Genomic DNA, 24,897 nt, shown 5'->3' on the forward strand with positions numbered 1-24,897 from the left:
TTGAAATTATCAAATAAAAAACGGTTGAACCGACCTCATGGCAGATAACAACCGTTTTTGTTTATTTTATTGAATAATGTAACGCAACTTTTATTTTAGCATATTTTTAAGTGCCAACCAATCAAACGACAAAGAGAAACGTAAAGTTTGATCCAGTGGATTTGATTGCGCTGTAGACATTACATATGCAGCATCCAACTGGAAAATATTCAGCTTAAATCCAGCACCGGCTGTAAAGTATTTACGATTGCCTTTATATTGACTTTCATTAAAATATCCACCCCGCACAAAAAACTGATTATTGTAAGCATATTCAGCACCCAATGACCACATAACCTCTCTAAGTTCTTCTTTAAAACCACCGGGAGCATCTCCGAACGATTTGAATATTCCTGTTAACGGTGACAAATCGCTATATTCTTTATTACTCATACTATTTTGAGTCGGAACCAACAGTTTATTCAGGTCAGCGCTGACAGAAATTTTATTAAAATTATCTACAGGATATTCGAATGAACCTCCCAAACGCATATTGGTAGGAATAAAGTTGCTGGAAGCTTTTTTATCGTATGAAATTTTTGAGCCTATATTGGAAATATTCAATCCCAAATTCAATGTAGCATCAACACTTGGAAGCGCAATAGGAGTTTTAAAAAAAGCCGCCACGTCACCTGCTACAGCAGATCCGGGAACCATTTCGGTTCCACCCGTCAGATTTATTCCATTATTCAGGTCGGAACGAATATAACGCAATGCAACCGCCACTGAAAATTTATCGGACAATAAACGTGAGTAACCCAAATCTACCGCCAGTTCATTAGGATGCGCACTCTGCATAAATGTACCCTGAATATCAACAATATCAATACTTCCTAAAGAAAAATATCTAAGTGAAGCACTAAAAGCCTGCTGTTTATCCAGTTTCCAATATCCTGACAAATACGCCAAGTCAATGTCGGAAACAAGCTTTCTCAACCAAGGAGTATATGAAATAGAGACACCTGCATCGCTTTCCATAAAAACGTATTTAGCAGGATTCCAGAATTGCGAGTTTACATCAGGAGTAGTTGCGGCACCAATATCGCCCATACCTCCAGCTCGTGCATCGGGAGCAATAGAAAGCGAAGGCACAGCCGTTACAATCGGATTATTAACCTGAGCTAACGCACTTGTAGCACACAAAACAAGGGCACACAATACTAAAAAACTATTTTTCATCCTAAGTTTATGTTTATTGAAATGCAATATTACTAAAATTAAATAAGAACTAGAATAATTAAACGAAAAAATATTTTTTTTATTGTTCAATAATTAGCATTTTATCTGCTTTAGATGTAATATCACTATTCATTGTTTTGATATTTACTCGGTATAAATACAATCCGGTTCTAAGCTTTTTACCATCATTTGTTATCAGGTCCCAGGAGATATTATTGGCAGAAGATTGAGAAAATGACCAAACCTTACGCCCTGTTATATCAAAGACCTCGACAGTTGTTCTTAATACGGTTTCAGGTCTGTCATGATTGACAACAATAGTTACCTGATCTTTTACAGGATTGGGTTGTGCTCTTACAGAAAAAATAACCGGAGCAAGCCCCTTATTTACCTCAAATTCAATCGTTTTTGTAGTAGAATTATTTAGCAAATCCCACACCCGAAATGTCAACGTATGCTTTCCGTTACTAATAACAGGGAGCTTATAACTTATATTACCACTGGTATAACTATTTTCGTCTGCCTGAAAATAGTCATTGAGAATATAAGACGTTTCTGAATTTTGGTCAACAGTCAATAAAATGTCATGTCCAATACCACTCCCTATAGTATTAATACCATGAATATCATTTACATTGGCCAGAAATACCGGAGTTTCATTTACTTTTGATCCTGATACAAAAAACTCCGAATTCAGATACAGCTTAACCTCCGGTCCTATGGTATCGTTAAGCACTGTCTTGTCCGTGCCACCGACAATAAAGTTTTCGTAATAGCCCTGAGCTTCATTATTATTTATTTCATCCTTGGCATAATAATTTATTCTGCCGCTGCCAAAATTATATTTAATATCTTTAGGTAACATAAAGCTGAAACTATACAAGCCTTTCACCACCTGTACATTACCGGAAAACAGTACATTGGGTCGATCTGAATAAGTCAAAGTACCGTTTTGCTCATTGTGATTATTCAACGTGGTTATTTGTTGAGATTTATCGTATATAACGACATTCAATATTCCATTAAAACCTGAAACAACTTTTCCATAATCATCAGCGATATACCCTTTTATCGTATCAACGGACAGAGCCCTTAAAGTATCGTTTCCCGGATTTTTATTACTATTTACCTGACTGGTAATAATCTGGTATTTTGTTGGATAGTTTAAGCGAATTGCCGGATCGCCCAAATAAATGTATGGTAACTTATTAATGCCATCAGTCAAATTATTTTTGGCATATCTGATTACATCTCCTACTCGCATCTCTTTGCCATTCTGCTTTTTAAAAAGGTTACCACACACAAGCATATTCAAAGGAAAGTTACCGGATGAATATACCGGCCTGGCAGAAGACAAAATACCAATACCACCACCGGTAGGATTTAATATTGTTTGTTCTCCACCTGAAACAACCTGAGAGTCGAACTGAGAAAAATCACAGGTTACAGCTACAATTAAAGGCAGATGCTTGTTAGACAAAGCTTTTACATCCGGCAGAGTCAGTACCGATTCATTCGTCCAACCCGTTGGGCCGGCGTGTCCGGTAAAGTCCAGCAGAAATAATCCTGAGTTTAATAAACTCATAAACTTAGATTTAGCCAATGGATAACTTTCGCCACTTGCGGATACTTGTTGCTGATAAGCATCAAGATAGATTTTATTTATCTGATATGCCGGATAAGCGGTTTCTGTAGATGTAGCCACATCGTCGGCCTGACTCATATGGATATTTCCATCGCCATTACCACCATCGTCGGCCAGAAAACAAATCTGGTTTTTCCAACTTCCTTTGTCGGCATTATTCATATAGCCGATGGTTTTAGCAACCACGTCTTTTGCCTGTTGTACGGTCGTTACCGGAAATCTACCCACTCCAACTTCCATCGAAGAATTAAAGATATTAGCTCCATCATCGTTGCCCAGCAAAGCAAAATAATCATCGGTCACATACGATGAGGTTGAAACCAGAGAATTATCAGCCTGAAAAGTAAGAATCAAATTATCGCCGGAGTCAGTCCGTATTTTTCTATTATCGTATGACCCCTTACCAAAAAGTAACAGATATTTTGGTTTATCATTCTCAATTCCTGATGTCAGAGCTCTGTCGTACAACATTTTCATAAACCAGCGATAGGCTGTGGCATCAGGTGTTCCGGATGAAAATTCGTTGTAAACCTGCTCTGCAGTAACCACATCTACTGTCAAATTGTCTTTCTCGCGATGTGCCTGAGCCAGTTTTTGAGCCTGTTCCAGAAAATCAGGGTATGTTATAATAACCATATCTGCCTGATTAACCGAATGCAGATTTTGATTCGACACAGTGCCTACAATTTCAGGTTTAGTGAATGTACTTGTTTGGGTTGGATCAATTGCCAAATATTTTTTTAGCTCTGAACCTGTATCTACAAACGTCAGATTTCCATCAACGGTGGTAGTTTTAATCGCTGTTATATTTTGTGAATCGGACAAATCCCAAATCTGAACATTATTATTTGCACTATTCAGTTGGTAACGGTTATAAGTTGATTGCCCTAAATAATCGACATTTTGAAACTGCATTGCAGAGCCATTCATCTTGAGTTGTCTTCGGAAATTGAATTCCATAAAATTAAGATAACCCAATGAAGTAGATGTTGGTTTGGAATAAACAAGATTGAAAGCTAATGCAGAATTGGTTGGAGTAAATGCGAAAACACCTGAAGCTCCAACACCCTGCTCGTAATTATCGCCGCTCAGTTTATCCACAAAAACGGTATTAGTTTGTCCTCCATTCAGACTCAGCAGAAAAGAAGAATATGCCGAGGAGGAAGCGGCTACATCCAGTCGAACCTTACATAGGCTGTTCGGAATTAAATTCGGAGCGTTCACATTGACTGACAACGAATTTGCATCCGTCATTGGCTGATAGAAAACCTTCCCCGATTGTGCCAGATTAACCACTTCATTTTCATAAACGCTGTAATCAACAAACTCATTGATGTTATTGACAACAGCTAAATCAGGCAAAGTATTCGTCTTCCCGGCAATTCTTTTTCCAGACAAAGAATTCGATGATACAAAATAATAGCCATACTTGGAATATGGATTAATGGTGTGTGTAAACATAGATAAGGACTTGTCGTACTCCCACTTGTTTACTCCATTTGCATAAAACAGAATATAATCACCACTATTAAAAATACCATCATTTCCCTTATTCATATAAATGGACAATTCAGGCAAATCATCATATCTTGTCAGGGAGAAATCCTGACTCAAAACGTTTCCGCCAAAACCATAAACATGTACATTCGCAGGATCCAGCCCCATCGAATTCAAATCTTCGTAAGTAAGTTTGTAAACACCGCTATCCACAACTCTGATCTTCACAAACTTTCCCTGTGCAAGCACCGAATTGGCGGTATAGCTATGCAACACTGCTGAATTAACCTTTTGAGCTTTAGCTTGTTTTTCAATCTGTAAATCAAAAGATTTTAGCTTTAGAGTTCCTCCATTTCGGGTAACAAATGGCAAAATACTAACTTTAAGAGAAGTAACACCCGAAGATTCTATATACTTTATTTCTGCCTGATTATCGGAAGGAAAGGTAACAGTGCGAGGAATCTTATTCAGCTCTTCTTTTGTAACAGGAATATAAACGGGATTTATAATTCGGACATCGTAGGAATATCCGGATTCGCATGGCAAAGAGGTGCAGAAATATGGTAAGCGGCTTTCGGACACATAGTGGGCACTATCAAAAGCAATAACCTGAATGGCAGAGGTACCGGAAACCCATTTTTCCAGACCTTTCCAATTTAAGCTATACGATTTGATTGGTTCCGGCTGAGCATATAAAGTTGAAATATATAAACAGAGAAAAGAAAAAAGTATAATTCTATATCTCATTGAAATTGTGTCGTTTTAGCAAAAATTACTTCACGTAGAAATCAAACATTTTCTTATCAAAAATATACCCCTCTAACCTGTCTCCAATAGCAACCTTGCCAACACCTTCCGGGGTTCCGGTGAAAAGAATATCACCAATCTTGATAGTAAAAAAACGACTCACGTATGAGATTAGTTCATTTATAGGGAAAATCATATTGGAGGAATTTCCATTCTGAACAGTTTTACCATTCAGGTCTAAGCGAAAACTGATGTTCTGAATATCACCTAGCTCAGCAACCGGCAAAAAATTTCCTATAACAGCCGAATTATCAAATGATTTACTAATCTCCCAGGGTTTGCCACCTGCTTTTAGCTTCCGTTGTAAATCGCGCGCTGTGAAATCAACCCCTAAACCAATTTCAGCAAAATATCGTTGAGAAAATTTAGCATCAATATTCTTTCCCAGTCTATTAAACTTCACTATCAATTCAGTTTCATAATGCAATTCTTCTGTGAAGTCGGGAATAAAAAACGGTTTGTTATTTTTCAAAATAGCCGAATCCGGCTTCATAAATACAACCGGTTCAGTAGGTATTGCATTATTCAGTTCCTTGTTATGTTCGGCATAATTTTGCCCTATGGCTAATATTTTCATTTTAGTTTTTGATGTCTTTGGTTTAGTATTTTCTTCTTCTCATCTTCCTTTATCGCATTTAATCTGTTGAACATCACAGCTAAATGAGCATAAATGGAAGTATTTTGTACAATAATATTCTCAGGAACCCGTATCCTGAAAGGCGTAAAATTCCAAATAGCCTGAATACCTCCGGCGATCATAATTTCTGACACCATTTGCGCTTTATCGACTGGTACTGTCAAAACTCCGATGTTAATACCGGTTTGTTGCTGAAGTTCCACGAAACGATCGAGATGATGAATCGGAATCCTGTTGATGCTTGTACCGGACAACTCGTATTTTACGTCAAAACCTGCTACTATCTCAAGTCCAAATTGTTCCAAACCATTATCGTGCATAAGTGCACCACCCAAACTACCAACGCCAAATAGAAATGCTTTGTGTGAGTTTGTAAAACCCAGAAATGCTTCGAGAATACCAACAAGCTCTTTTACATCGTAACCTACGCGGGTACGACCTGAAATATTTACATACGATAAATCTTTTGCAACCATCGAGGCATCGACAGCTATGTTCTTAGCTATCTGAGTAGACGATAAGTACAGCTCGCCTTCTTTCAAAACCAGCTGAGCATAAGCCAGATACCATGGCAAACGTCTCAAAGTAGGTTCCGGTACTTTGAACTGTATAGATGAGTGTAAATTAGACATTTCGACGTAATTTTATTTATTTAACTTGCAAAAATAATCATTTTTTTCAGACACTGACTTACAAGTATAATTAAAAAACACTGAATGACGTTTTTAGTTGGTAGGTAAATTCATTATTCAGCTAAATTGATTAACTTTGCATACTTTATTTCAAAATAAGAAACAAAGACTAAAGAACAGCTAATCAATTATTTTCAACATATTATGGAGTACAATTTCAGAGAAATAGAACAAAAATGGCAAGCGTACTGGAAGAATAACAGCACCTACAAAACCGATATCGATCAAAACAAACCTAAATATTATGTTTTGGATATGTTTCCGTACCCATCCGGAGCCGGTTTACATGTCGGTCATCCGCTGGGCTATATAGCTTCCGATATATTTAGTCGCTACAAACGTTTGAAAGGTTTCAATGTACTTCATCCTATGGGCTATGATGCTTACGGATTACCTGCTGAGCAATATGCCATACAAACCGGTCAGCATCCGGCTGTTACTACCAAGAAAAACATCGCTCGCTATCGTGAGCAATTAGATAAAATCGGTTTCTGCTACGATTGGAGTCGAGAAATCCGGACTTGCGAACCCGATTACTATAAATGGACGCAATGGGCATTTATTCAAATGTTTAACTCCTATTTTTGTAACGATGAGCAACAAGCCAGACCAATAGCTGAACTGGTTGAAGTATTTGAACAGCAAGGAACGAAAGACTTAAACATTGCCTGTACCGTGGAACTGAGTTTCACCGCAGACGAATGGAAATCTAAAACAGAAAAAGAACAACAAGAAATATTACTCAATTACCGAATCGCCTATCTGGCCGACCTGAAAGTAAACTGGTGTCCTGCCCTCGGAACTGTATTGGCCAACGATGAAGTAAGTGAAGGAGTTTCGGTTCGTGGCGGCCATCCCGTAGAACAACGTGTTATGCGCCAGTGGAGTTTACGGGTTTCTGCTTATGCACAACGCTTACTCGATGGTTTGAATACCGTTGAATGGACTGACTCGCTGACAGAAACTCAGAAAAACTGGATAGGACGAAGCGAAGGTGCTGAACTGCGTTTTAAAATTAAAGGACAGGATTTCGACTTCGAAGTTTTCACTACCAGAGCTGATACCATTTATGGCGTAACTTTCATGGTGCTGGCACCTGAAAGTGAATTGGTGAAACAGCTTACTACTCCTGAACAAGCAACCGAAGTTCAGAATTACCTGGATGCCACAAAAAAACGTACAGAACGTGAGCGACTTGCCGATCGCCGAGTGACGGGAGTTTTCTCAGGATCGTATGCTATTAATCCGGTAAGTGGTACTGAAATTCCCGTTTGGATTTCAGATTATGTATTGGCCGGATACGGCACAGGAGCTATTATGGCAGTTCCGGCACACGATAGCCGCGACTATGCATTTGCCAAACATTTTGATTTACCGATAATTCCACTTATTGAGGGTTGCGATGTAAGCGAAGAAAGTTTTGATGCTAAAGAAGGTATCATGATGAATTCAGGCTTTTTGAACGGACTTACCGTAAAAGAAGCCATTGCAAAAGCTAAAACATATATTGCTGAAAATAAATTGGGTCGGGTAAAAGTAAATTTTCGTCTGCGCGATGCTATTTTCAGTCGTCAACGCTACTGGGGCGAACCATTCCCAGTTTACTACAAAGACGATATGCCTTACATGCTCGACGAAAGTCGCTTACCGCTGGAATTGCCTGAAGTAGATAAATTTCTTCCAACAGAAAAAGGTGAGCCACCACTGGGACGTGCCAAGAACTGGCATACAGAAGATAATTTTCCACTGGAACTTTGCACCATGCCCGGATTTGCAGGATCGTCGGCATATTACCTGCGCTACATGGATCCTAAAAACGACAAAGCATTGGTTAGCAAAGAAGCAAACGAATACTGGCGAAATGTGGATTTATATATCGGTGGAACCGAGCATGCTACCGGTCACTTGATTTACAGCCGTTTCTGGAATAAATTCTTGTTCGACTTAGGTCTGGTTTGCGAAGACGAACCTTTCAAAAAACTGATCAATCAGGGAATGATTCAGGGACGAAGCAATTTTGTGTATCGAATCTTATTCGTATTTAAATCTGGAGATAGACAGAGTCTTTTTATTTCTCAAAAATATTATGATGAAATTGAGAAAAATCCTCTTTATCCTTTCCCATTAAAATTAAAATATTGGTTTGATAATACAAGATTGGAAATAGAGAATCAATTAGGAAAATCTTATCTTTTAGAAAAAGGCGTTAACATTAATGATTATTATTCAACAGAAGATCGAATTAACAATAAAGACTTAGAAACTACTATAGAAGAAATTCTATCGGAAGATATAAATGATGAGTTGCCTTTTGATGTGATAATCCAGAAACTTCATGTGGATGTAAATATTGTTTCTAACGATATATTGGATTTGGACAAATTCAAAGCATGGATGCCGGATTATGCCAATGCCGAATTTATTCTGGAAGATGGTAAATATACCTGCGGATGGGCGGTTGAAAAGATGTCTAAATCAATGTACAATGTTGTGAATCCGGATGATATCGTTGAAAAATTCGGTGCCGACACGCTTCGCCTTTATGAAATGTTCCTCGGACCGTTGGAGCAATCGAAACCCTGGGACACCAACGGAATTGATGGTGTGCACCGTTTCCTGAAACGCTTATGGAGCTTGTTTTACAAAGCCGAAGAATTTATCGTAACAGATGAAGTCCCTACGGCAGAAGAACTTAAAACATTGCATAAAACGATCAAGAAAATCACGTTCGACATCGAAAACTTCTCTTACAACACTTCGGTTTCGGCATTTATGATTTGTGTGAATGAGTTGTTTACACTGAAATGCAGTAAAAAAGCCATTTTGGAACCGCTTGCTATTTTGCTGGCACCATTTGCTCCGCATATTGCCGAAGAATTGTATCACGCTCTGGGCAATACTCAAACGGTGTGTGATGCTACATTCCCGGTATGTAACGAAGACTATCTGAAAGAATCGGCAGTAAAATATCCGATTTCATTTAACGGAAAAGTTCGGTTTACGTTGGAATTGCCTGCCGATATGAGCAAAGAAGATGTTGAAAAAACAGCTCTTTCCAACGAACAGACCTTGAAACAGCTGGCAGGACAGGCTCCGAAGAAAGTGATTGTCGTTCCCGGAAAAATAGTAAATATTGTCCTTTAAATTTAAAAAATTATGAGTTTGAAATCGATAACTAAGCAAACGTGGGAAGACATCAGGGAATACATAATTATTGCCTTTGGACTTTTTATGTATGCTGGTGCGTGGAAAGCTTTTTTGTTACCTCATCAGATTGTAGGTGGCGGAGTTACCGGGGTGGGTGCATTGGTCTATTATGCTACCGGATTGCCTATTTCGGTTACTTATTTCTCAATCAATGCAGTATTACTGTTGATAGCCATACGATCAATAGGACTTAAATTTAGTTTGAGAACCATCTACGGTGTGGCCATAATGACTTTTTTCTTTTCCATTATTCCTCAGGCACCAACAGGAACTTTTGTCGGGAAAGATGATAACTTCATGGCTTGTATCATAGGAGGATTGCTCTCCGGGGCTGGAATAGGGATAGTTTTTCTGGCCAACGGAAGTTCGGGAGGTACTGATATCATCGCTAAGGTAGTTAACAAATATCGCAATATTACCCTGGGTCGTATTTTGCTATATTGCGATGTATTGATTATTTCATCCTCATATTTTCTGAAAGTAGGTAGCGTAGAGCGAATTGTATACGGACTTACTCAGCTTGCGGTAGCTACTATTGCTGTGGATATGGTGATAAATGGTGTACGCCAGTCGGTTCAGTTTTTTATATTTTCGACTCATTACGAGAAAATTGCAACCCGAATTAATCAGGAAGTAAACAGAGGAGTAACTATTTTGGATGGAATGGGCTGGTATTCAAAAGAACCGGTCAAAGTGATAACAGTTATTGCCCGTAAAAATGAATCCATCAAAATATTCCGGATTGTGAAGGAGGAAGATCCAAATGCCTTTATTTCGCAATCTTCTGCTATTGGAGTTTATGGTCGGGGATTTGATGTTATAAAAGGGAAATAACGGAGATGAGCGATAATCTAAAACAAAAAATGCTGGGAGCTTTAATCTGGAGCGCAGTCGACAGGTTTGGTCAGCAAATTGTTCAGTTTGTAATCGTATTATTTTTAGGTAGACTCATTATTCCAGCTGATTTTGGTTTAATTGGAGACATAATGCTCTTTGTAGCTCTATCCAATACCTTGGTCGATAGTGGATTTGTGCAGGCACTGGTTCGGAAACAGGATGTATCTGAGACGGATTATAATTCTGTTTTCTACTTTAATGTACTTATCGGGATTGTTCTTTATATCGTTTTATTCTTCTCGGCTCCGCTTATTGCTGATTTTTACAAAGAACCGAAATTAATTGAAATTTGTCGGGTTGTCTTCGTTGGTATATTATTTAACGCGTTATACCTGATTCCTGTAGCAAAGATGACCAGGAAAATCGACTTTAAAAACAGTGCCAAAATCAATATTATATCAGTCACTGTAAGTGGAGCAACCGGAATTTGTCTTGCTTTCTTCGACGCTGGAGTTTGGGCACTTGTGGCACAACAAGTTTTATTTCATTTCATCAGAATGATTTTACTTTATGGTTTTGTAAAATGGAAACCAAAAGGAACCTTCTCCTTTGATGTAATTCGCGATCTATGGGGATTCAGCGTAAACCTATTGGGAACCTCCATTTTAAATATGATTTTCAATAATTTGTATTTTGTGATTATTGGAAAATTCTATACAAAAAATCAGGTTGGGCTCTATTATCAGGCAAATAAACTCAACGAAACTACCAACTATAGCTTCCAGACAATACTCGTAGGAAGTACATACGCGCTTTTGGTAAAAATACAAAATGATGATGAACGGTTTAGACGGGTTTTCAGGGAAATTGCCAAGAAAACATCATTGATTACCTTTCCCGTTATGCTTTGTTTAATTGCTGTAGCCAAGCCTCTAATATCCATAATATTACCTCCGATTTGGCAACCTGCGATACCGTATTTTCAATTACTCTGTCTGGCCACACTTTTGCAACCGCTTTACACTCTGAACACAAGTGCTTTAAATGCAAGAGGTCAGGCAAAATTTACTTTTCGGATTGAATTTATCAAAAAAGCATTAATCAGCGTTTCAGCAATCGTAACATTTCGACTTGGTATTACAGCTATACTTGTAGGATATGCAATTAGTTGTGCAATAGCTTATTTAATTTCAGTATTATACCTAAAAAAAGACTTGCATCATTATATAAAACACCAACTATCTGACTTTGTAAACAGCATGGCGTTTGGTGTCGGCATGGCTTTCGTTATCTGGCTCATACAGTTTTTGATTAGCAATAAGTATTTTCTGCTATCAACTCAGTTGGTATGCGCGGCAATTATTTATTTCGGATACATCAGATTCTTCCAAACAGAAACGTATTATAAGGCTCTCAATCAGGTGCAATCAAGCATAAAATCCTTTACAAATTCAACGAAGTAACTATGCGACTTTTCCTTTTCACAAACACATTTCCACACGGATTTTCGGAAGCCTTTCTCGAAAGCGAGCTTCCATTTCTTTCGGAAAAATTTGAAAAGGTAACAATAATCCCTCTGCATAAAGAATCCGGTGGCAGAACGTTGGCAACCAACGTAGAAGTTTGGAATCCGATTATAGGATTCAATCCAAATGAGAAATTCAACTTGCTCACTAACGGACTATTCAACTTAGCTCCAACTAGATTTGCAATCAAAGAATTTTTCAACAAGAAAGTATATCTGAGCCGAAAAAAAACATGGAATTTCTTCACCTCACTCCTGTTATTCCGCTCGATGTTCTCGAATGTCGGATTATGGAAACAGTTAGAAACTAAAATTAAACCCGAAGATAAACTCTATTTTTACTGGGGCGATAAATCTGTTTTGATGTTGCCTACTTTAAAAAGTAGAATTAGCAATACCTCGCTAGTGAGATTTCATCGGACGGATCTGTATGAGTATGCCAAAGGAGGATATATCCCCTTCAGAGACTACGTATTTCCTTCTATCGACCGGTTTCTGCCTATATCGCTCGATGGAGAAAAGTATTTGCTAAAGCATTATGCTAATCTGCTAAATAAGGAGCAGATTAGAGTTTGTCGATTGGGAGTTTTTGACAATGGAACTAATCCAGACCGAGATACCGATACCATTTTCCATTTGGTGAGTTGCTCTTACATGGTACCGGTTAAACGTATCTCGCTGATTATTTATGCATTAAAGTCTATAGATTTTCAACTAAAGTGGACACATATAGGAACCGGACAGTTACACTCGCAGTTAGAAAACAGTGCTGCCCAACTGCCTGCTAACATTCAGGTAGAATTCGCCGGAGCGCTTTCCAACAATGAAGTGCTGGCGTTTTACCAACAAAAGCATGTTGATTTATTTATTAATGTAAGCGCCAGTGAAGGAGTACCGGTTTCGATTATGGAGGCACTTTCATTCGGGATTCCGGTAATAGCCACCAACGTTGGCGGAACCTCTGAAATTGTAAACAATCAAGTGGGAAAATTACTTAAGCCCGACATATCTGCTGACGAAATCGCAAAAACAATTCAGCAGCTTGCCAACCAGGATTTGGCCGAATTGAGAAAAAATGCCAGAACCCGGTGGAATGATGTCTGCAATGCAAAAGAGAACTATTCCCGATTTGTAGAGTTTCTTTCGTCTGACAATTAATCAATCGAAATGAACTAAATCTTATATCCGGTTATAGTTATATTTCAATCCATCCACATACCTGAATCCGGTTTCGTCAAGTATCATGCTTTGACCGCTTTCAAAGTAAAACAATGACACAACCTTAGAGAAATCTTTTAAGGTTGGTACTTCTTCTCTCGACAATAAAAAGCGAATAGGGATATTGCCAATGAAAGCAGCCCACTGAGAATAAGTACTGGTTGGACCCATAATATAATCACACTTCGACAAGGCATAAATATCTTTCTCCGAACTGGAATTTGCCAGCGTAAAGTACTTTATTCCTAAATAGTTTTCAGCCTTAATATGCTCATTAGAGGCAATATAAAAACTAGCGGTCTTGCCTTGTTCTTTCAACTCTGCATCAATTGCCTTAATCCATTTGGAGTACAACTCATCTGAAAAGTAGTATTTGCCGTTAATCCATTTTTGATAATCGCCTCTACGGATATGCACACCTACAATTACCTCATTATCTTTTCTTTTAGCCTCAAACACAGCATTTACATGTTCGACAATTTCGTCCGAGTATCCAAATATTTTACAAATCTCCCCTTTATGTTTAGCAATCAGGTCGCCACTTACCATGTGCCTTGATCTCCAGCCTTGTATAAATTTAACACTTGTCTTGGAATTCAAATCTCTTAAACGTGCAGGAATTATTCCTAACTTACTTAGCTTGCTAAGAATCTTGAAAAGTATTGCCCATTTACCTTTAATTCCATAAAATCTGATTAAAGGGTTTTCATTGATGTGAGGAAAAAAATGAATATAGTCGCCAAAATATATAAAAATCATTTTTTCGTTGTTCTCTAAACTGTAAGCAATTGATGGTACAGCCGACCATATCCTGTTGCTCATTTGCCCTATTTTGTCGTAAACTATTATCATTGTGTATATTAGTTTATAGCTGAAATTTTTAATATTTATACCTAATCTTTTTAATCAAGACTATAAAATCTATGTTTTTGCAACCTTAGCTTCAGGTATTTTCCAGGGTTAGCGCTTTCTGTTCCAATAAAAAAAGCTGAATTAGCAAGGATTTGGATAGACGCAAACAATCTGATAATCTTTGCCTTGCGCTCATCATCTGTTTCGGACTTAAACGACTCGTTAAAGTAGCCTCTTTCTTCTTTCGAACAGAGAGTATAGATCTGAAATTGAGGAAAAACAGCATTGATATTATCAATAATTCTGTAATCATCAGTCAAAACAAATACAGCGTTGGTATCAACAAATGATTTTTTCTTTCGGATAAGAGTTTGAAAATAAAGCTTATAATCCAATAAAGAATTTTCCATAAACTTATCACCTCCACGAATTTGCATTCCGAAATAATTGACAGGCAACTTTTGCCCGTCTATAAGCTTTTGAACTTCTGCTTCAGTGTGCTCATTAAATTGCCAAATCAATTTGTCAAGCTGTTTCATTAAATCAAAAATAGTACCCTTGTATAGACCGGGTATTTCTATTCTTTTGGTAACATCCATTTCCTGAAAACTACTCCACAAATCATACGTGAAGTAGTCAAACCCGTGCTCTTTTTTTAAATCTTTTACTACCTGCGGTTCTTGGTAAAATAGTGAATATTGAAGCAGATGACCGTAGGTTTTCCTGTATTTCAGAGTAACCAGCAAACCCCGCACATACTTGGCAAAACTACGGGTAATACTTCTTTCCAGAAATCTTTTATTATACTGACTGTGAAAACTATCAGTAACCTCTTCGGTAAAAGAATCAAAAAAATCCTGCCAACCTTTTTCGTAAACAAAACTGGCATCGGCAGAATATAATACAAACTGTATTTTATGTTGGAGACAATACGCCATAGCTTTGATCATATTGTTATACTCCGAGAAAAAACCGGATCCGGTTCCTAAATGAAAAATCAATTTCTTAGAAAAAGATTTATTTAAACGCTGATAATCATTTAAATCCATAGTCTCATTCCTTTAAGGTGTTCATTTATAGCTAACTCGTCCTATCTTTTTTGTAAACTTTTCAATATCCGAATGAAGCAGACTAAAGCAGAAACCAACCAACGAACGGAGTTTCCAAAGAGGCTCATTCAGTCCAAAATTAAAAATCGATTTCAGATAATCTTTTCTTGCCCCGGAAAAATCTTTCCGAATTAACTTATACCGCCCGGAACGTGAATAGATGATTACAAAGAGCTTTCTGTAATGTTTCTTTATCACAGACAAATTAATGTGCTGATTAGCAAATATATCTTGATGTTGATTAAAGAATTCAACAGTCAGATTATAAAACCCTTTGTACATTTCTACCGTCAGAGTCTTAGTTATTTGATTAGAGTTTATCCGCCATTTGCCCAACGGTACATCAATGTACTCAAAGGTACCCTGAGTTGAGAGTTCTACCCACGTAGGTAAATCCACCAAAGGTAAATTATGATTTTGAATAAAACCTCCAATTTTGTCCAATGCATCACGACGAATAAATACCGTCAATGCCGGGAAGTAAAACTGATGAAACAACAGATTTATAGAAGCTGACATAACCGGTTCGTTTCTTAAATCCTGTCCATACCTTGCTTCAACATCCGGCGTAGGATACAAGTCTCGGTCATTGGTTACATCGGTAGTTCTGTATGCTTTTCCCCAACACAATACAGCTTGTTTGTTTTCTTCCAGCGCATTTACCTGGATTTCGAGTTTCTCGGGCAACCAGACATCATCTCCCTCCAACACTGCCGCATACGAACCTGAAGATTTTGCCAATGCAAAATTATAAGTCTCAGCCAAACGATAAATCCCAACATTCTCTTGAGTAAATACCTTCACTCTACTGTCTTTTTCGGCAAAAGATTGAGCAATGGAATATGTATTATCAGTACTTCCATCGTCTACTATAATCATCTCCCAATTGTCATAAGTTTGTTGTTGTACAGAACAAATGCAATCGGCAATAAACGATTGATGATTATAGGTTGGTGTAATTATCGAAACTAAAGGTTTATTCATCAGCGAATTGGTTTAGCCACAGTTGCGAATTGTTTATATCGGGCATCTTCTAAAAAGCCAAAAGTTAATCCAATAAATAATTTTTCCTTCCAGCTTTTGCAAGGTTTTAACCCCTCATGAACAAGCACTTCATACCCTTGTTCTTTGAACATTCTCCTGATGCTCTTAGTGGTAAAAAAACGAATATGAGTATCGTCCAGAATTCCACCAACTGCTTTGTATTCAAACTCTCCTTGAAATAAAATTTCAGTAATCAGGTTAGATATGTATCTGAAATTCGGAATAGAACTAACTAAAACACCATCATCGGACAACAAAGATTTTACCAACCGAATGGTATCCCACGGAGAATACATATGCTCTAACACATCATTAAAAATCACACAGTCAAAATGATTTTTGGGCAGTTGCTCAAAAACGGTATCAAAATCACCGATTAAAACGAACGTACAAACTTCCGTCGCTTTTTGAGCTGCTTCTTCATTCATCTCCACACCCCATATCTCCCTGTCCTCTCTGTTCAAGGTCGAGCAAAACTGCCCTGCTCCACAACCTACCTCCAGAATCCTTTTTGCATTATCGGGGATATACTTAAGCATCTCTCTCCGTTGATTATGAAAATAACCACCCATTAATTTTATCTCTGTTGACTGATCTGACATTTTGCGTAATCTGTTTATTATAAAATATTTATTATCTCTTTTGCAATCATTGCCGAAGCACTACCATTGCCAAATAACTCTACCGAAAAATCTGAAGTTTTCCTTGAAAAAACTTCTAAAGCTTCCTTCATTTTCTCTTTATTGCTCCCCACCAATGTGCTGAAACCGTTCTCAACCAATTCTATCCATTCAGTTTGCTCACGTAAAATTATACAATGTTTTCCAAAGAAAAAAGCCTCCTTTTGAACTCCACCACTATCGGTAATAACCAACTCACTCTTTTTCATCAACATAATCATATCCAAATAACCTACCGGATCAATCGTAATAAAGTTGGGCAAGCTATATTGTTGAGCTAGAATTTGTCTTGTTCGCGGATGAAGAGGTACCACAACCGGTATTTGTTTATGAATCTCATTTAAACCCGCTATGATATTCCTGAGCGTTTCGGGCGAATCAGTATTCTCTTGTCTGTGAATTGTTGCCAGTATAAATTTCTTTACTCCGATACGCCTTAAAATATCTGATTTTAACTGCGCTTTCTCTCCATAATACAGCGATGCATCTTTCATTACATCACCAGAATTGAAAATATGCACCGGCAACTGATTAAATCCTTCTTTCTCCAGATTATCAACTGCAGTCGTCGTGGGACAAAAAAGAATATTTGAAATTCTGTCTGTCAAAACACGATTTACCTCTTCGGGAGCCGACATGTTATTCGTTCTCAGACCTGCCTCTACGTGAATTACCGGTATGTTTAGTTTAGCACCAGCCATAGCACCGGCCAATGTAGAGTTGGCATCTCCATAAACCAAAACAGCATCAGGTTTCTCAATTTGCAATATCTTTTCGATCTTCTCGAGCATTCGCCCTGTCATGGCTCCATGCGGCAACGAATGAATATCAAGATGATATGCAGGCTTGGGTATTTCCATCTCATCGAAAAAAATGGCGGACATGTTGGCATCAAAATGCTGACCCGTATGAATGATCAACTCATTAACTCCTAACAGTTTAAACTGTCTACTTAACATAGCAGCTTTGATAAACTGAGGGCGGGCACCAACTACCGTTACAATTTTTTTCATAGAGAATTCAGTAATAATGCAAGTTCTCCGGTGAGCGATCGCCGGGAGAATTTTTCAACAGATTCAGTTTGAACCACCAAAGTATTAGACTTATAACGAGCATAATAATCCAGTATTGCTTTTTCTGTAGCCACCTCGTCTGAGAAACCAACCATTATTCCAGCTCCGGTATCGTTGAGCACACGTGCAGCATCTCCATCGGTAGGACCAATTGCCAGAATAGGACGTTTAGAGGCCAAGTATTCGTAGAATTTTCCGGTAAGAATTCCATTGGCATTAGGAGATTGGTTAATAAGCAAAAGCAAAAGCTGAGAAGACTGTTGCTTTGCAATAGCTTCGCTATGCGACAGATAATCAATCTTTTTCAAATTTTCCTGAAGGTTGTATTCCCTGATTGATTCTAACACAGAGAAATCAACTTTACCAACCAGTTGTATTTGCAAGTCAGCCCTGAATTCCGGTTGATCTGCACATATTTTACTCAGCACTTTCCACACAGTTTGTGGATTTCGGGCTGCATTTAAAGTTCCGATATGTGATATTGAAAATTTCTCATCAAGTTGAACAGCAACTTGTTTAACGTCCGATTCATCATATCCGTTAGATATTACCTGAATTCGCTTAGGCCTCATCTGTTCAAATTCTTTCATCCAGCCTTCGGATACAGTCGCCATACTATCCGCGCGTCGTACTACCTTTTTCTCTAAACGACGATGAATTTTATCAGCCAGCCATGTCAGATTTAATTCTTTATAAAAATCAATATTCGTCCACGGATCGCGGAAATCGGCAATCCATGGCAAATCCGGCAAATTTTTCTTCACTCCCAATCCAATCAGGTGCATCGAATGGGGTGGTCCGGTGGTTATTATGGCATCAACAGGATTTTCTTTTAAATATCCTGTCAGGTACTTAACCGATGGTTTAATCCAGAACCGACGGGGATCGGGAATCAGAAAATTTCCGCGTATCCAGATAGAAAGTTTTTCCTTCCATCCCTGTTTTTTATTTTCCGAAATAAATGCAGCATTTATCGGCTCATTTTTCCCTTTACTGGTCAGCTTCCTGTACACATTGTAAGGTTCCCAAATAGGTGTTTTTATCACTGTCAATCCTTCCGGCAGATCTTTTTCAAAAGATTTGTCGATGGATGGGAACTCGGGATTTTCGGGAGTGTATATGATGGGCTCCCAACCAAAATCGCGAAGGTATTTGGTAAACTTCAGCCAACGTTGAACACCGGCACCTCCACTGGGAAACCAATAATATGTGACAATGAGAACTTTTTTCATGAAAATAATTTATTCAATAAAACATTATTGTACATCAACAAGATAGTATCCACAGGTTGACACAAAATTCCGGAAATAAGGAATTTTACCCAATATTTGTGGAAGTGTCCGCGGCTTTAATCCAAATTTCACCTCGTAATTTGGATTGATAAAATACAAGGTTTTCTTCAAAACACGATACTTGTTTTTCGCTAGCAATCGCTCAAATCGCTCCAGGCTTATTCCAGTTTCTTTGATTTCAAGCAATGCAGTTATTTTTCCATCAGTCTCTCCAAACATTTTTAAAACCGCTTTGTATAAAGCAACAGGCAATAAATGAAAATATGGCAAAAGCGATAAAAATTTACTCACGCAAATTTGCTGATGACCTCCAAACGGATTTTGCCAGGGAGGAAATGCAAAGAAAACAACGGCATTGGGAGCAATAAGATTCTTAAGCAGAGATAAAAACTTATCCTGGTCATGTATATGCTCAATTACATCACGGATAATGACAATATCAAACTGATGATCAAACTCGTTCGTTTTATAGATATCTTCGCTTATCAGTCTTATATTGTCTGAAAATGGGTGAGACGCATAATATGCGTTTCCCTTTTCTATTTTGGGAGCACTAAAATCAACGCCAACGCACTTACAACCCAAATCCAGAAACGGTTTCAAATTTCCGGCTTCGCCACAACCAATTTCCAACACATGCAACGCACTATCAATTGGTTTAAGCTCCTGAATAAATGGAACAATATATTTCTGTGTTGTAAAAATTTGTTCGTTTATATACTGTAATGGGTCAGAGTAACGTTTTTGCATTGGAAATCAAATATTTATTGTATTTACAGCTCGTTCAAGTCTCGCTATCGTTTCATCCTTTCCAAGCAATGCTATGATATCAAACATATGAGGACCCTTTGGCTCGCCGACAATCGACAACCGAAACGCATTCATTACACCCCCAAGATTATATTCTTTTTCTGTAATCCAGTCTTTCACAATTCTTTCTGTTTCTTCCGGCGTAAATTCGCTGATAGCTTTCAATACAGAGACCAATTCGGTCATTTGCGCCGGAGTTTCAGCCTTCCAGCGCTTTTGAATTGTTTTAGCATCATATTCGACTGGTGCTACGAAGAAGAAACTTGACTGATTCCAAAGCTCTGTTACAAAATTGGCACGCTCTTTTACCAAACTCACTATCTTAACTACTTTGTCCAGCGCAACAGAAATTCCTTTTTCCTTCAATATATTCTGATAAATATCAGCAATCTCGTCATTGGATTTCAGCTGTAGATATTTATGATTAAACCATTTTCCTTTTTCATAATCGAATTTCGCCCCACTCTTACTTACGCGGTCCAGCGAGAACTGATCAATTAATTCCTTCATGGAAAATATCTCCTGTTCGGTGCCTGAGTTCCATCCCAATAACGAAAGAAAATTGACTACGGCTTCAGGAAAATATCCCGCTTCGCGGTAACCCGAAGAAGTTTCGCCCGTTTTTGGATCTTTCCAGTTTAACGGAAAAACAGGGAATCCCAGTCGGTCGCCATCGCGTTTGCTTAGTTTACCGTTTCCATCCGGCTTGAGTAACAACGGCAAATGCGCAAACTGAGGCATAACATCCGTCCAACCCAAATAACGATACAGCAAAACATGCAATGGTGCTGAAGGTAACCACTCTTCACCTCTGATTACATGAGAGATTTCCATCAAATAATCATCAACAACGTTAGCCATATGATATGTAGGCAGTTCGTCAGAAGATTTAAACAAAACCTTGTCATCAATAATCGAGGAGTTAATCACCACCTCTCCCCTGATAAGATCCTGCACTTTAATATCTTCGTTGGGTTCTATTTTTATACGAACCACATACTGGTCACCATTTTCAATACGACTTTGAACTTCCGTTGCAGAAAGAGTCAGAGAATTAGTCATCATACCACGTGTTGACGCATCATATTGGAAATTTGAAATTTCTGATCGTTTTGCGTCTAATTCTGCCGGAGTATCAAAAGCAATATAAGCCAAGCCCGCGCTCAGCAGCTGTTCTACATACTTACGATAAATAGCTTTACGCTCACTCTGGCGATATGGAGCATGAGGACCCTGTGCATTACAGCCTATTCCCTCGTCAATACCAATACCCAACCAGTTGAGCGATTCTATAATATAATCTTCAGCACCCGGCACAAACCTGGCCGAATCAGTATCTTCAATGCGGAGCAACATATCTCCGCCGTGTTTTTTTGCAAATAAATAATTATACAACGCGGTACGAACTCCGCCAATGTGTAATGCTCCTGTAGGACTGGGTGCAAAGCGCACTCTCACTTTTCTCATTAAACAGTTTTTTAGTTGAAAATCACTTTTCTATAACGAAAAGTATAAGTTGAATTTGAATTGCAAAAATAGCAATTTTTACGAACATTATGAGGTTTTATACACCATTCATTATACAAATAAAAAACCTCCCGAGAATTCGGGAGGTTTTTTATTTGTATCTGTCAGTTTATATTTTATTCCTGATTCAAAGTTACACGTTTGAAAGCAACACAAGTTAACTGTTTTTTCGCAAGCAGTTCTTTTACTGTTATTTTTCCAGCTTCTTCACCACCACCTTCGTACTTTTGTTCTAAAAGGGTATATTCTTTGTAGAATTTTGCCATACGTCCAGCAGCAATACTGTTTACTTTCTGTTCTGGTAAAGTTGCAGATTTCTCTGCAGTAACAGTTGTTTTAATTTCGCGTGCTTTTGCAGCGTCCTCAGCTGTAATCCAGCCTTTAGCCATGTTTGATTCAATGTGGTTTTCGCTATCAACGTGAGCAGGATTGATACCCGCTTTTTTTAATGCAACTTCAACTTCCTTGGCAACAAGTTCGGTTTTGGTTTTTTCGATAGCCACAGCAAGCTCGTTATCTTTTACTTTTTGAGGCACTTCGGATTCATCAATAGCCACAGGCGCCATTGCTGCAATATGCATCGCCATACCACGTAAGGTTTCGTATTCGGCGTTTTCTTGAGCAACTGCCACCAATGTAGCAAGTTTGTTTCCCGGGTGAATGTAAGCAGAAGTAGTTCCACCCTGAACGAATTCATAGTAATCTAACTCCATTTTTTCGCCGGTAATACCTGAACGATCAGTGATAACTTCAGAAATCACGCGACCATCGATAGTCAACGCTTTTAATTCATCCAGTGTAGTTGGTTTTGAAACCATCGCTGCATCAAGAACTGATTGAGTAAGTGCGATAAAGTCAGCATTCTTAGCCACAAAGTCTGTTTCGCATTTCAGTGCCAACACTGCAGCAAAACCACCATTAGCCGCTGCTAAAACACAACCTTCCGAAGCTTCACGATCGCTACGTTTTGCAGCTGTAGCCTGACCTTTTTTACGAATAATTTCAACTGCTTTTTCAAAATCACCTGCGGCTTCTGTGAGTGCATTTTTGCAATCCATCATACCGGCACCAGTCATGGTACGCAATTTTGAAATTTCTGCCATTGTTACTGCCATAATTGTAATATTTTTTAAGAGCTCCTTAGATACTCCAACAGAGTAACTATGAGCTTAGAGTTAATGTTTCTTATTGGAAAAAAACGAGTTACATGCTAATAATATAACCTGTAACTCGCCAATTTGTATAGACAATCTTTTAAATCCCCTTAGAGATTCAGTGTTTGTCTTTATTCTTCTTCTTTGATGAATTTTTTAGCAACGTTAGCATTCAACGCTTCTTCATCTTCTTTTTGAGTTCTTGGTCTTTTTGAAATTCTTGATTTTGGTTCTTTCGCTACAGGAGCTTCAGCAGCTTCAGTATCGACTTTCTCCACCTTACGTTCTTCCAAACCTTCCTGAATGGCAGCAACCATTGCCGACAAAATTACGTCAACAGATTTTGTTGCGTCATCGTTAGCAGGAATTACAAAGTCAATATTGTTTGGATTAGAGTTAGTATCAACAATTCCGAAAACAGGGATACCCAAACGTTGAGCTTCAAGAACTGCAATATGCTCTTTCATTACGTCAACAACAAAAAGTGCTGATGGTAAGCGAGTCAGGTCTGCAATTGAGCCTAAGTTTTTTTCAAGTTTTTCACGTTGACGGGTAATTTGCAGTTTTTCTCTTTTAGAGATATTATCAAAAGTACCATCAGTTGCCATTTTGTCAATGGTGGTCATTTTTTTCACTGCTTTACGGATTGTAGGGAAGTTGGTTAACATACCACCAGCCCAACGCTCAGTAATATATGGCATTCCAACAGCAGAAGCTTTATCAGCTACTACGTCTTTAGCTTGTTTTTTAGTTGCTACAAAAAGGATTTTACGTCCTGATTTTGCAATTTGTTTCAAAGCAGCGGCTGCTTCGTCAATTTTCACTACCGTTTTGTGCAAATCGATAATGTGGATGTCGTTACGCTCCATAAAGATGTAGGGAGCCATAGCCGGATTCCATTTACGTTTCAAGTGACCAAAGTGGCAACCTGCTTCTAATAATTCTTCGAAATTTGTTCTAGACATTTTTGTTGTTTAAAATTGTTTACATTCTGTGTAAATCAATCGCCGAGTAGCCATACAATGTATTTTGAGTCTCGGCAATTTAGATACTAAACCTGATTTATTTTAGATTGTCGATTTCAGACTGGAATATGCCGAAGCATAAATCCAATCGTAAATCGTAAGTCGTAAATCGCAATATAATATTAACGTTTTGAGAACTGGAATCTCTTACGAGCTTTTGGTTGACCCGGTTTCTTACGTTCCACTTCACGTGGGTCACGAGTCATAAATCCATCTGCTTTCAAAGCCGGTTTGTCTTCGGGATTGATTTTTACCAACGCACGGGCAATTGCTAAGCGCAAAGCTCCGGCCTGGCCATTGAAACCACCACCATCAAGATTTACTTTAATGTCATATTTTTCAACTACTCCTAATTTATTCAGAGGTTGTTTTACCACATATTGTAAAATTGGAGATGGAAAATATACGGAAATATCGCGTTTATTTATTGTAATTTGTCCGGTTCCTTCGCTTACGAAAATACGAGCTACAGCCGCTTTTCTTCTTCCTAAGGCATTTATTACTTCCATACTGATTATTTAAGTGAGTTTAAATCGATTTGTTTTGGTTGCTGAGCTTGCATAGTGTGTTCCGCACCTGGGAATACATACAAATTGCCCAAAAGTTTATCTCCAAGGCGGTTTTTAGGCAACATACCTTTTACCACTTTCTTGATAAGTTTTTCAGAGCTTTTTGCCATCAATTTGGCTGGTGTAATTTCACGTTGTCCACCAGGATAGCCAGTGTGGCTAAGGTAAACGCGGTCGTTCCATTTGTTACCGGTCAATTGAACTTTCTCTGCATTGATAAGAATCACATTGTCACCACAATCTACGTGAGGAGTGAAACTTGGTTTGTATTTTCCGCGCAAAAGTTTAGCAACTTTTGAGCCCATACGTCCCAACACCATATCGGTAGCATCCACTACTACCCATTCTTTCTGCGCTGTCGCTTTATTGGCAGAAATGGTTTTATAACTTAACGTATCCACTTTATAAAAATGTTTTTTAATTAATAATTGAGTCGTTTCACTTGTTTCAATCAAATTTTGGAAGAGGCTAATCGGCAC

The 24,897-nt window shown here is 38.2% G+C and carries 20 protein-coding genes; 4 read left to right on the forward strand and 16 right to left on the reverse strand.

The genetic code is table 11. From position 1 onward, the window contains the following. Positions 1–90: 90 nt before the first annotated feature. The 4 genes from porV to PALPR_RS06565 form a co-directional block, all read right to left on the reverse strand. Complete coding sequence (gene porV / locus PALPR_RS06550; RefSeq protein ID WP_013444826.1) at positions 91–1,218, reverse strand: type IX secretion system outer membrane channel protein PorV; 1,128 nt, start codon at positions 1,216–1,218, stop codon at positions 91–93. Positions 1,219–1,297: 79 nt separating this feature from the next. Next, positions 1,298–5,107 (reverse strand): type IX secretion system sortase PorU, encoded by a 3,810-nt coding sequence (porU, locus tag PALPR_RS06555; RefSeq protein ID WP_013444827.1) that lies wholly within the window; start codon positions 5,105–5,107, stop codon positions 1,298–1,300. 25 nt (positions 5,108–5,132) lie between these two features. Further along, positions 5,133–5,744, reverse strand: a complete 612-nt coding sequence (locus tag PALPR_RS06560) for a fumarylacetoacetate hydrolase family protein (RefSeq protein ID WP_013444828.1) — start codon at positions 5,742–5,744, stop codon at positions 5,133–5,135. Further along, positions 5,741–6,436: a redox-sensing transcriptional repressor Rex gene (locus PALPR_RS06565; protein WP_013444829.1), complete on the reverse strand. Its 696-nt coding sequence runs from the start codon at positions 6,434–6,436 to the stop codon at positions 5,741–5,743. Before PALPR_RS06565 ends, PALPR_RS06560 begins: the two co-directional genes overlap by 4 nt. Positions 6,437–6,640: 204 nt before the next feature. Between PALPR_RS06565 and PALPR_RS06570 the strand changes: the two genes are divergently transcribed. From PALPR_RS06570 to PALPR_RS06585, 4 genes are read left to right on the forward strand one after another with little or no spacing between them, the layout of a single operon-like run. Continuing rightward, positions 6,641–9,640, forward strand: coding sequence for a leucine--tRNA ligase (locus PALPR_RS06570; protein WP_013444830.1), 3,000 nt, complete (start codon positions 6,641–6,643; stop codon positions 9,638–9,640). 12 nt (positions 9,641–9,652) lie between these two features. Then, positions 9,653–10,537, forward strand: a complete 885-nt coding sequence (locus tag PALPR_RS06575) for a YitT family protein (RefSeq protein WP_013444831.1) — start codon at positions 9,653–9,655, stop codon at positions 10,535–10,537. Between the two features lie 5 nt (positions 10,538–10,542). Next, the gene (locus tag PALPR_RS06580; RefSeq protein WP_013444832.1) at positions 10,543–12,003 is read left to right on the forward strand and encodes a lipopolysaccharide biosynthesis protein; all 1,461 of its coding nucleotides are present in this window, start codon (positions 10,543–10,545) and stop codon (positions 12,001–12,003) included. A 2-nt stretch (positions 12,004–12,005) separates the two neighbouring features. Beyond that, positions 12,006–13,223, forward strand: coding sequence for a glycosyltransferase (locus PALPR_RS06585; protein WP_013444833.1), 1,218 nt, complete (start codon positions 12,006–12,008; stop codon positions 13,221–13,223). A 21-nt stretch (positions 13,224–13,244) separates the two neighbouring features. Here the strand turns inward: PALPR_RS06585 and PALPR_RS06590 are convergent, their stop codons facing one another. From PALPR_RS06590 to rplM, 12 genes are all read right to left on the reverse strand, one after another. Then, positions 13,245–14,105 carry an alpha-1,2-fucosyltransferase gene (locus tag PALPR_RS06590; RefSeq protein WP_171805027.1) on the reverse strand — a complete coding sequence of 287 codons (861 nt, stop codon included), beginning with the start codon at positions 14,103–14,105 and terminating at the stop codon, positions 13,245–13,247. 80 nt (positions 14,106–14,185) lie between these two features. Continuing rightward, positions 14,186–15,184, reverse strand: coding sequence for an O-fucosyltransferase family protein (locus PALPR_RS06595; protein ID WP_013444835.1), 999 nt, complete (start codon positions 15,182–15,184; stop codon positions 14,186–14,188). Between the two features lie 21 nt (positions 15,185–15,205). Then, positions 15,206–16,228 (reverse strand): glycosyltransferase family 2 protein, encoded by a 1,023-nt coding sequence (locus PALPR_RS15350; RefSeq protein WP_013444836.1) that lies wholly within the window; start codon positions 16,226–16,228, stop codon positions 15,206–15,208. After that, positions 16,228–16,890 (reverse strand): class I SAM-dependent methyltransferase, encoded by a 663-nt coding sequence (locus PALPR_RS06605; protein ID WP_013444837.1) that lies wholly within the window; start codon positions 16,888–16,890, stop codon positions 16,228–16,230. The genes PALPR_RS15350 and PALPR_RS06605 overlap by 1 nt, the downstream gene beginning before the upstream one ends. A gap of 17 nt (positions 16,891–16,907) precedes the next feature. Then, positions 16,908–17,981, reverse strand: a complete 1,074-nt coding sequence (gene wecB, locus PALPR_RS06610) for a non-hydrolyzing UDP-N-acetylglucosamine 2-epimerase (protein ID WP_013444838.1) — start codon at positions 17,979–17,981, stop codon at positions 16,908–16,910. Beyond that, positions 17,978–19,273 carry a glycosyltransferase gene (locus tag PALPR_RS06615; protein WP_013444839.1) on the reverse strand — a complete coding sequence of 432 codons (1,296 nt, stop codon included), beginning with the start codon at positions 19,271–19,273 and terminating at the stop codon, positions 17,978–17,980. Before PALPR_RS06615 ends, wecB begins: the two co-directional genes overlap by 4 nt. A gap of 24 nt (positions 19,274–19,297) precedes the next feature. Next, on the reverse strand, positions 19,298–20,083 hold the full coding sequence (locus PALPR_RS06620) for a class I SAM-dependent methyltransferase (RefSeq protein ID WP_013444840.1): 786 nt from the start codon (positions 20,081–20,083) through the stop codon (positions 19,298–19,300). Between the two features lie 6 nt (positions 20,084–20,089). Next, complete coding sequence (gltX, locus tag PALPR_RS06625) at positions 20,090–21,610, reverse strand: glutamate--tRNA ligase (RefSeq protein ID WP_013444841.1); 1,521 nt, start codon at positions 21,608–21,610, stop codon at positions 20,090–20,092. Between the two features lie 176 nt (positions 21,611–21,786). After that, positions 21,787–22,785 carry a translation elongation factor Ts gene (gene tsf, locus PALPR_RS06630; protein WP_013444842.1) on the reverse strand — a complete coding sequence of 333 codons (999 nt, stop codon included), beginning with the start codon at positions 22,783–22,785 and terminating at the stop codon, positions 21,787–21,789. A gap of 170 nt (positions 22,786–22,955) precedes the next feature. Beyond that, positions 22,956–23,789, reverse strand: coding sequence for a 30S ribosomal protein S2 (gene rpsB / locus PALPR_RS06635; RefSeq protein ID WP_013444843.1), 834 nt, complete (start codon positions 23,787–23,789; stop codon positions 22,956–22,958). Between the two features lie 182 nt (positions 23,790–23,971). Then, positions 23,972–24,358, reverse strand: coding sequence for a 30S ribosomal protein S9 (rpsI, locus tag PALPR_RS06640; RefSeq protein WP_013444844.1), 387 nt, complete (start codon positions 24,356–24,358; stop codon positions 23,972–23,974). 5 nt (positions 24,359–24,363) lie between these two features. Further along, entirely contained in the window at positions 24,364–24,819 is a 456-nt protein-coding gene (gene rplM / locus PALPR_RS06645) for a 50S ribosomal protein L13 (protein ID WP_041620759.1), read from the reverse strand. Positions 24,820–24,897: the final 78 nt, after the last annotated feature.

It is taken from the genome of Paludibacter propionicigenes WB4, from assembly GCF_000183135.1.
In the GTDB taxonomy this organism is placed as follows: domain Bacteria; phylum Bacteroidota; class Bacteroidia; order Bacteroidales; family Paludibacteraceae; genus Paludibacter; species Paludibacter propionicigenes.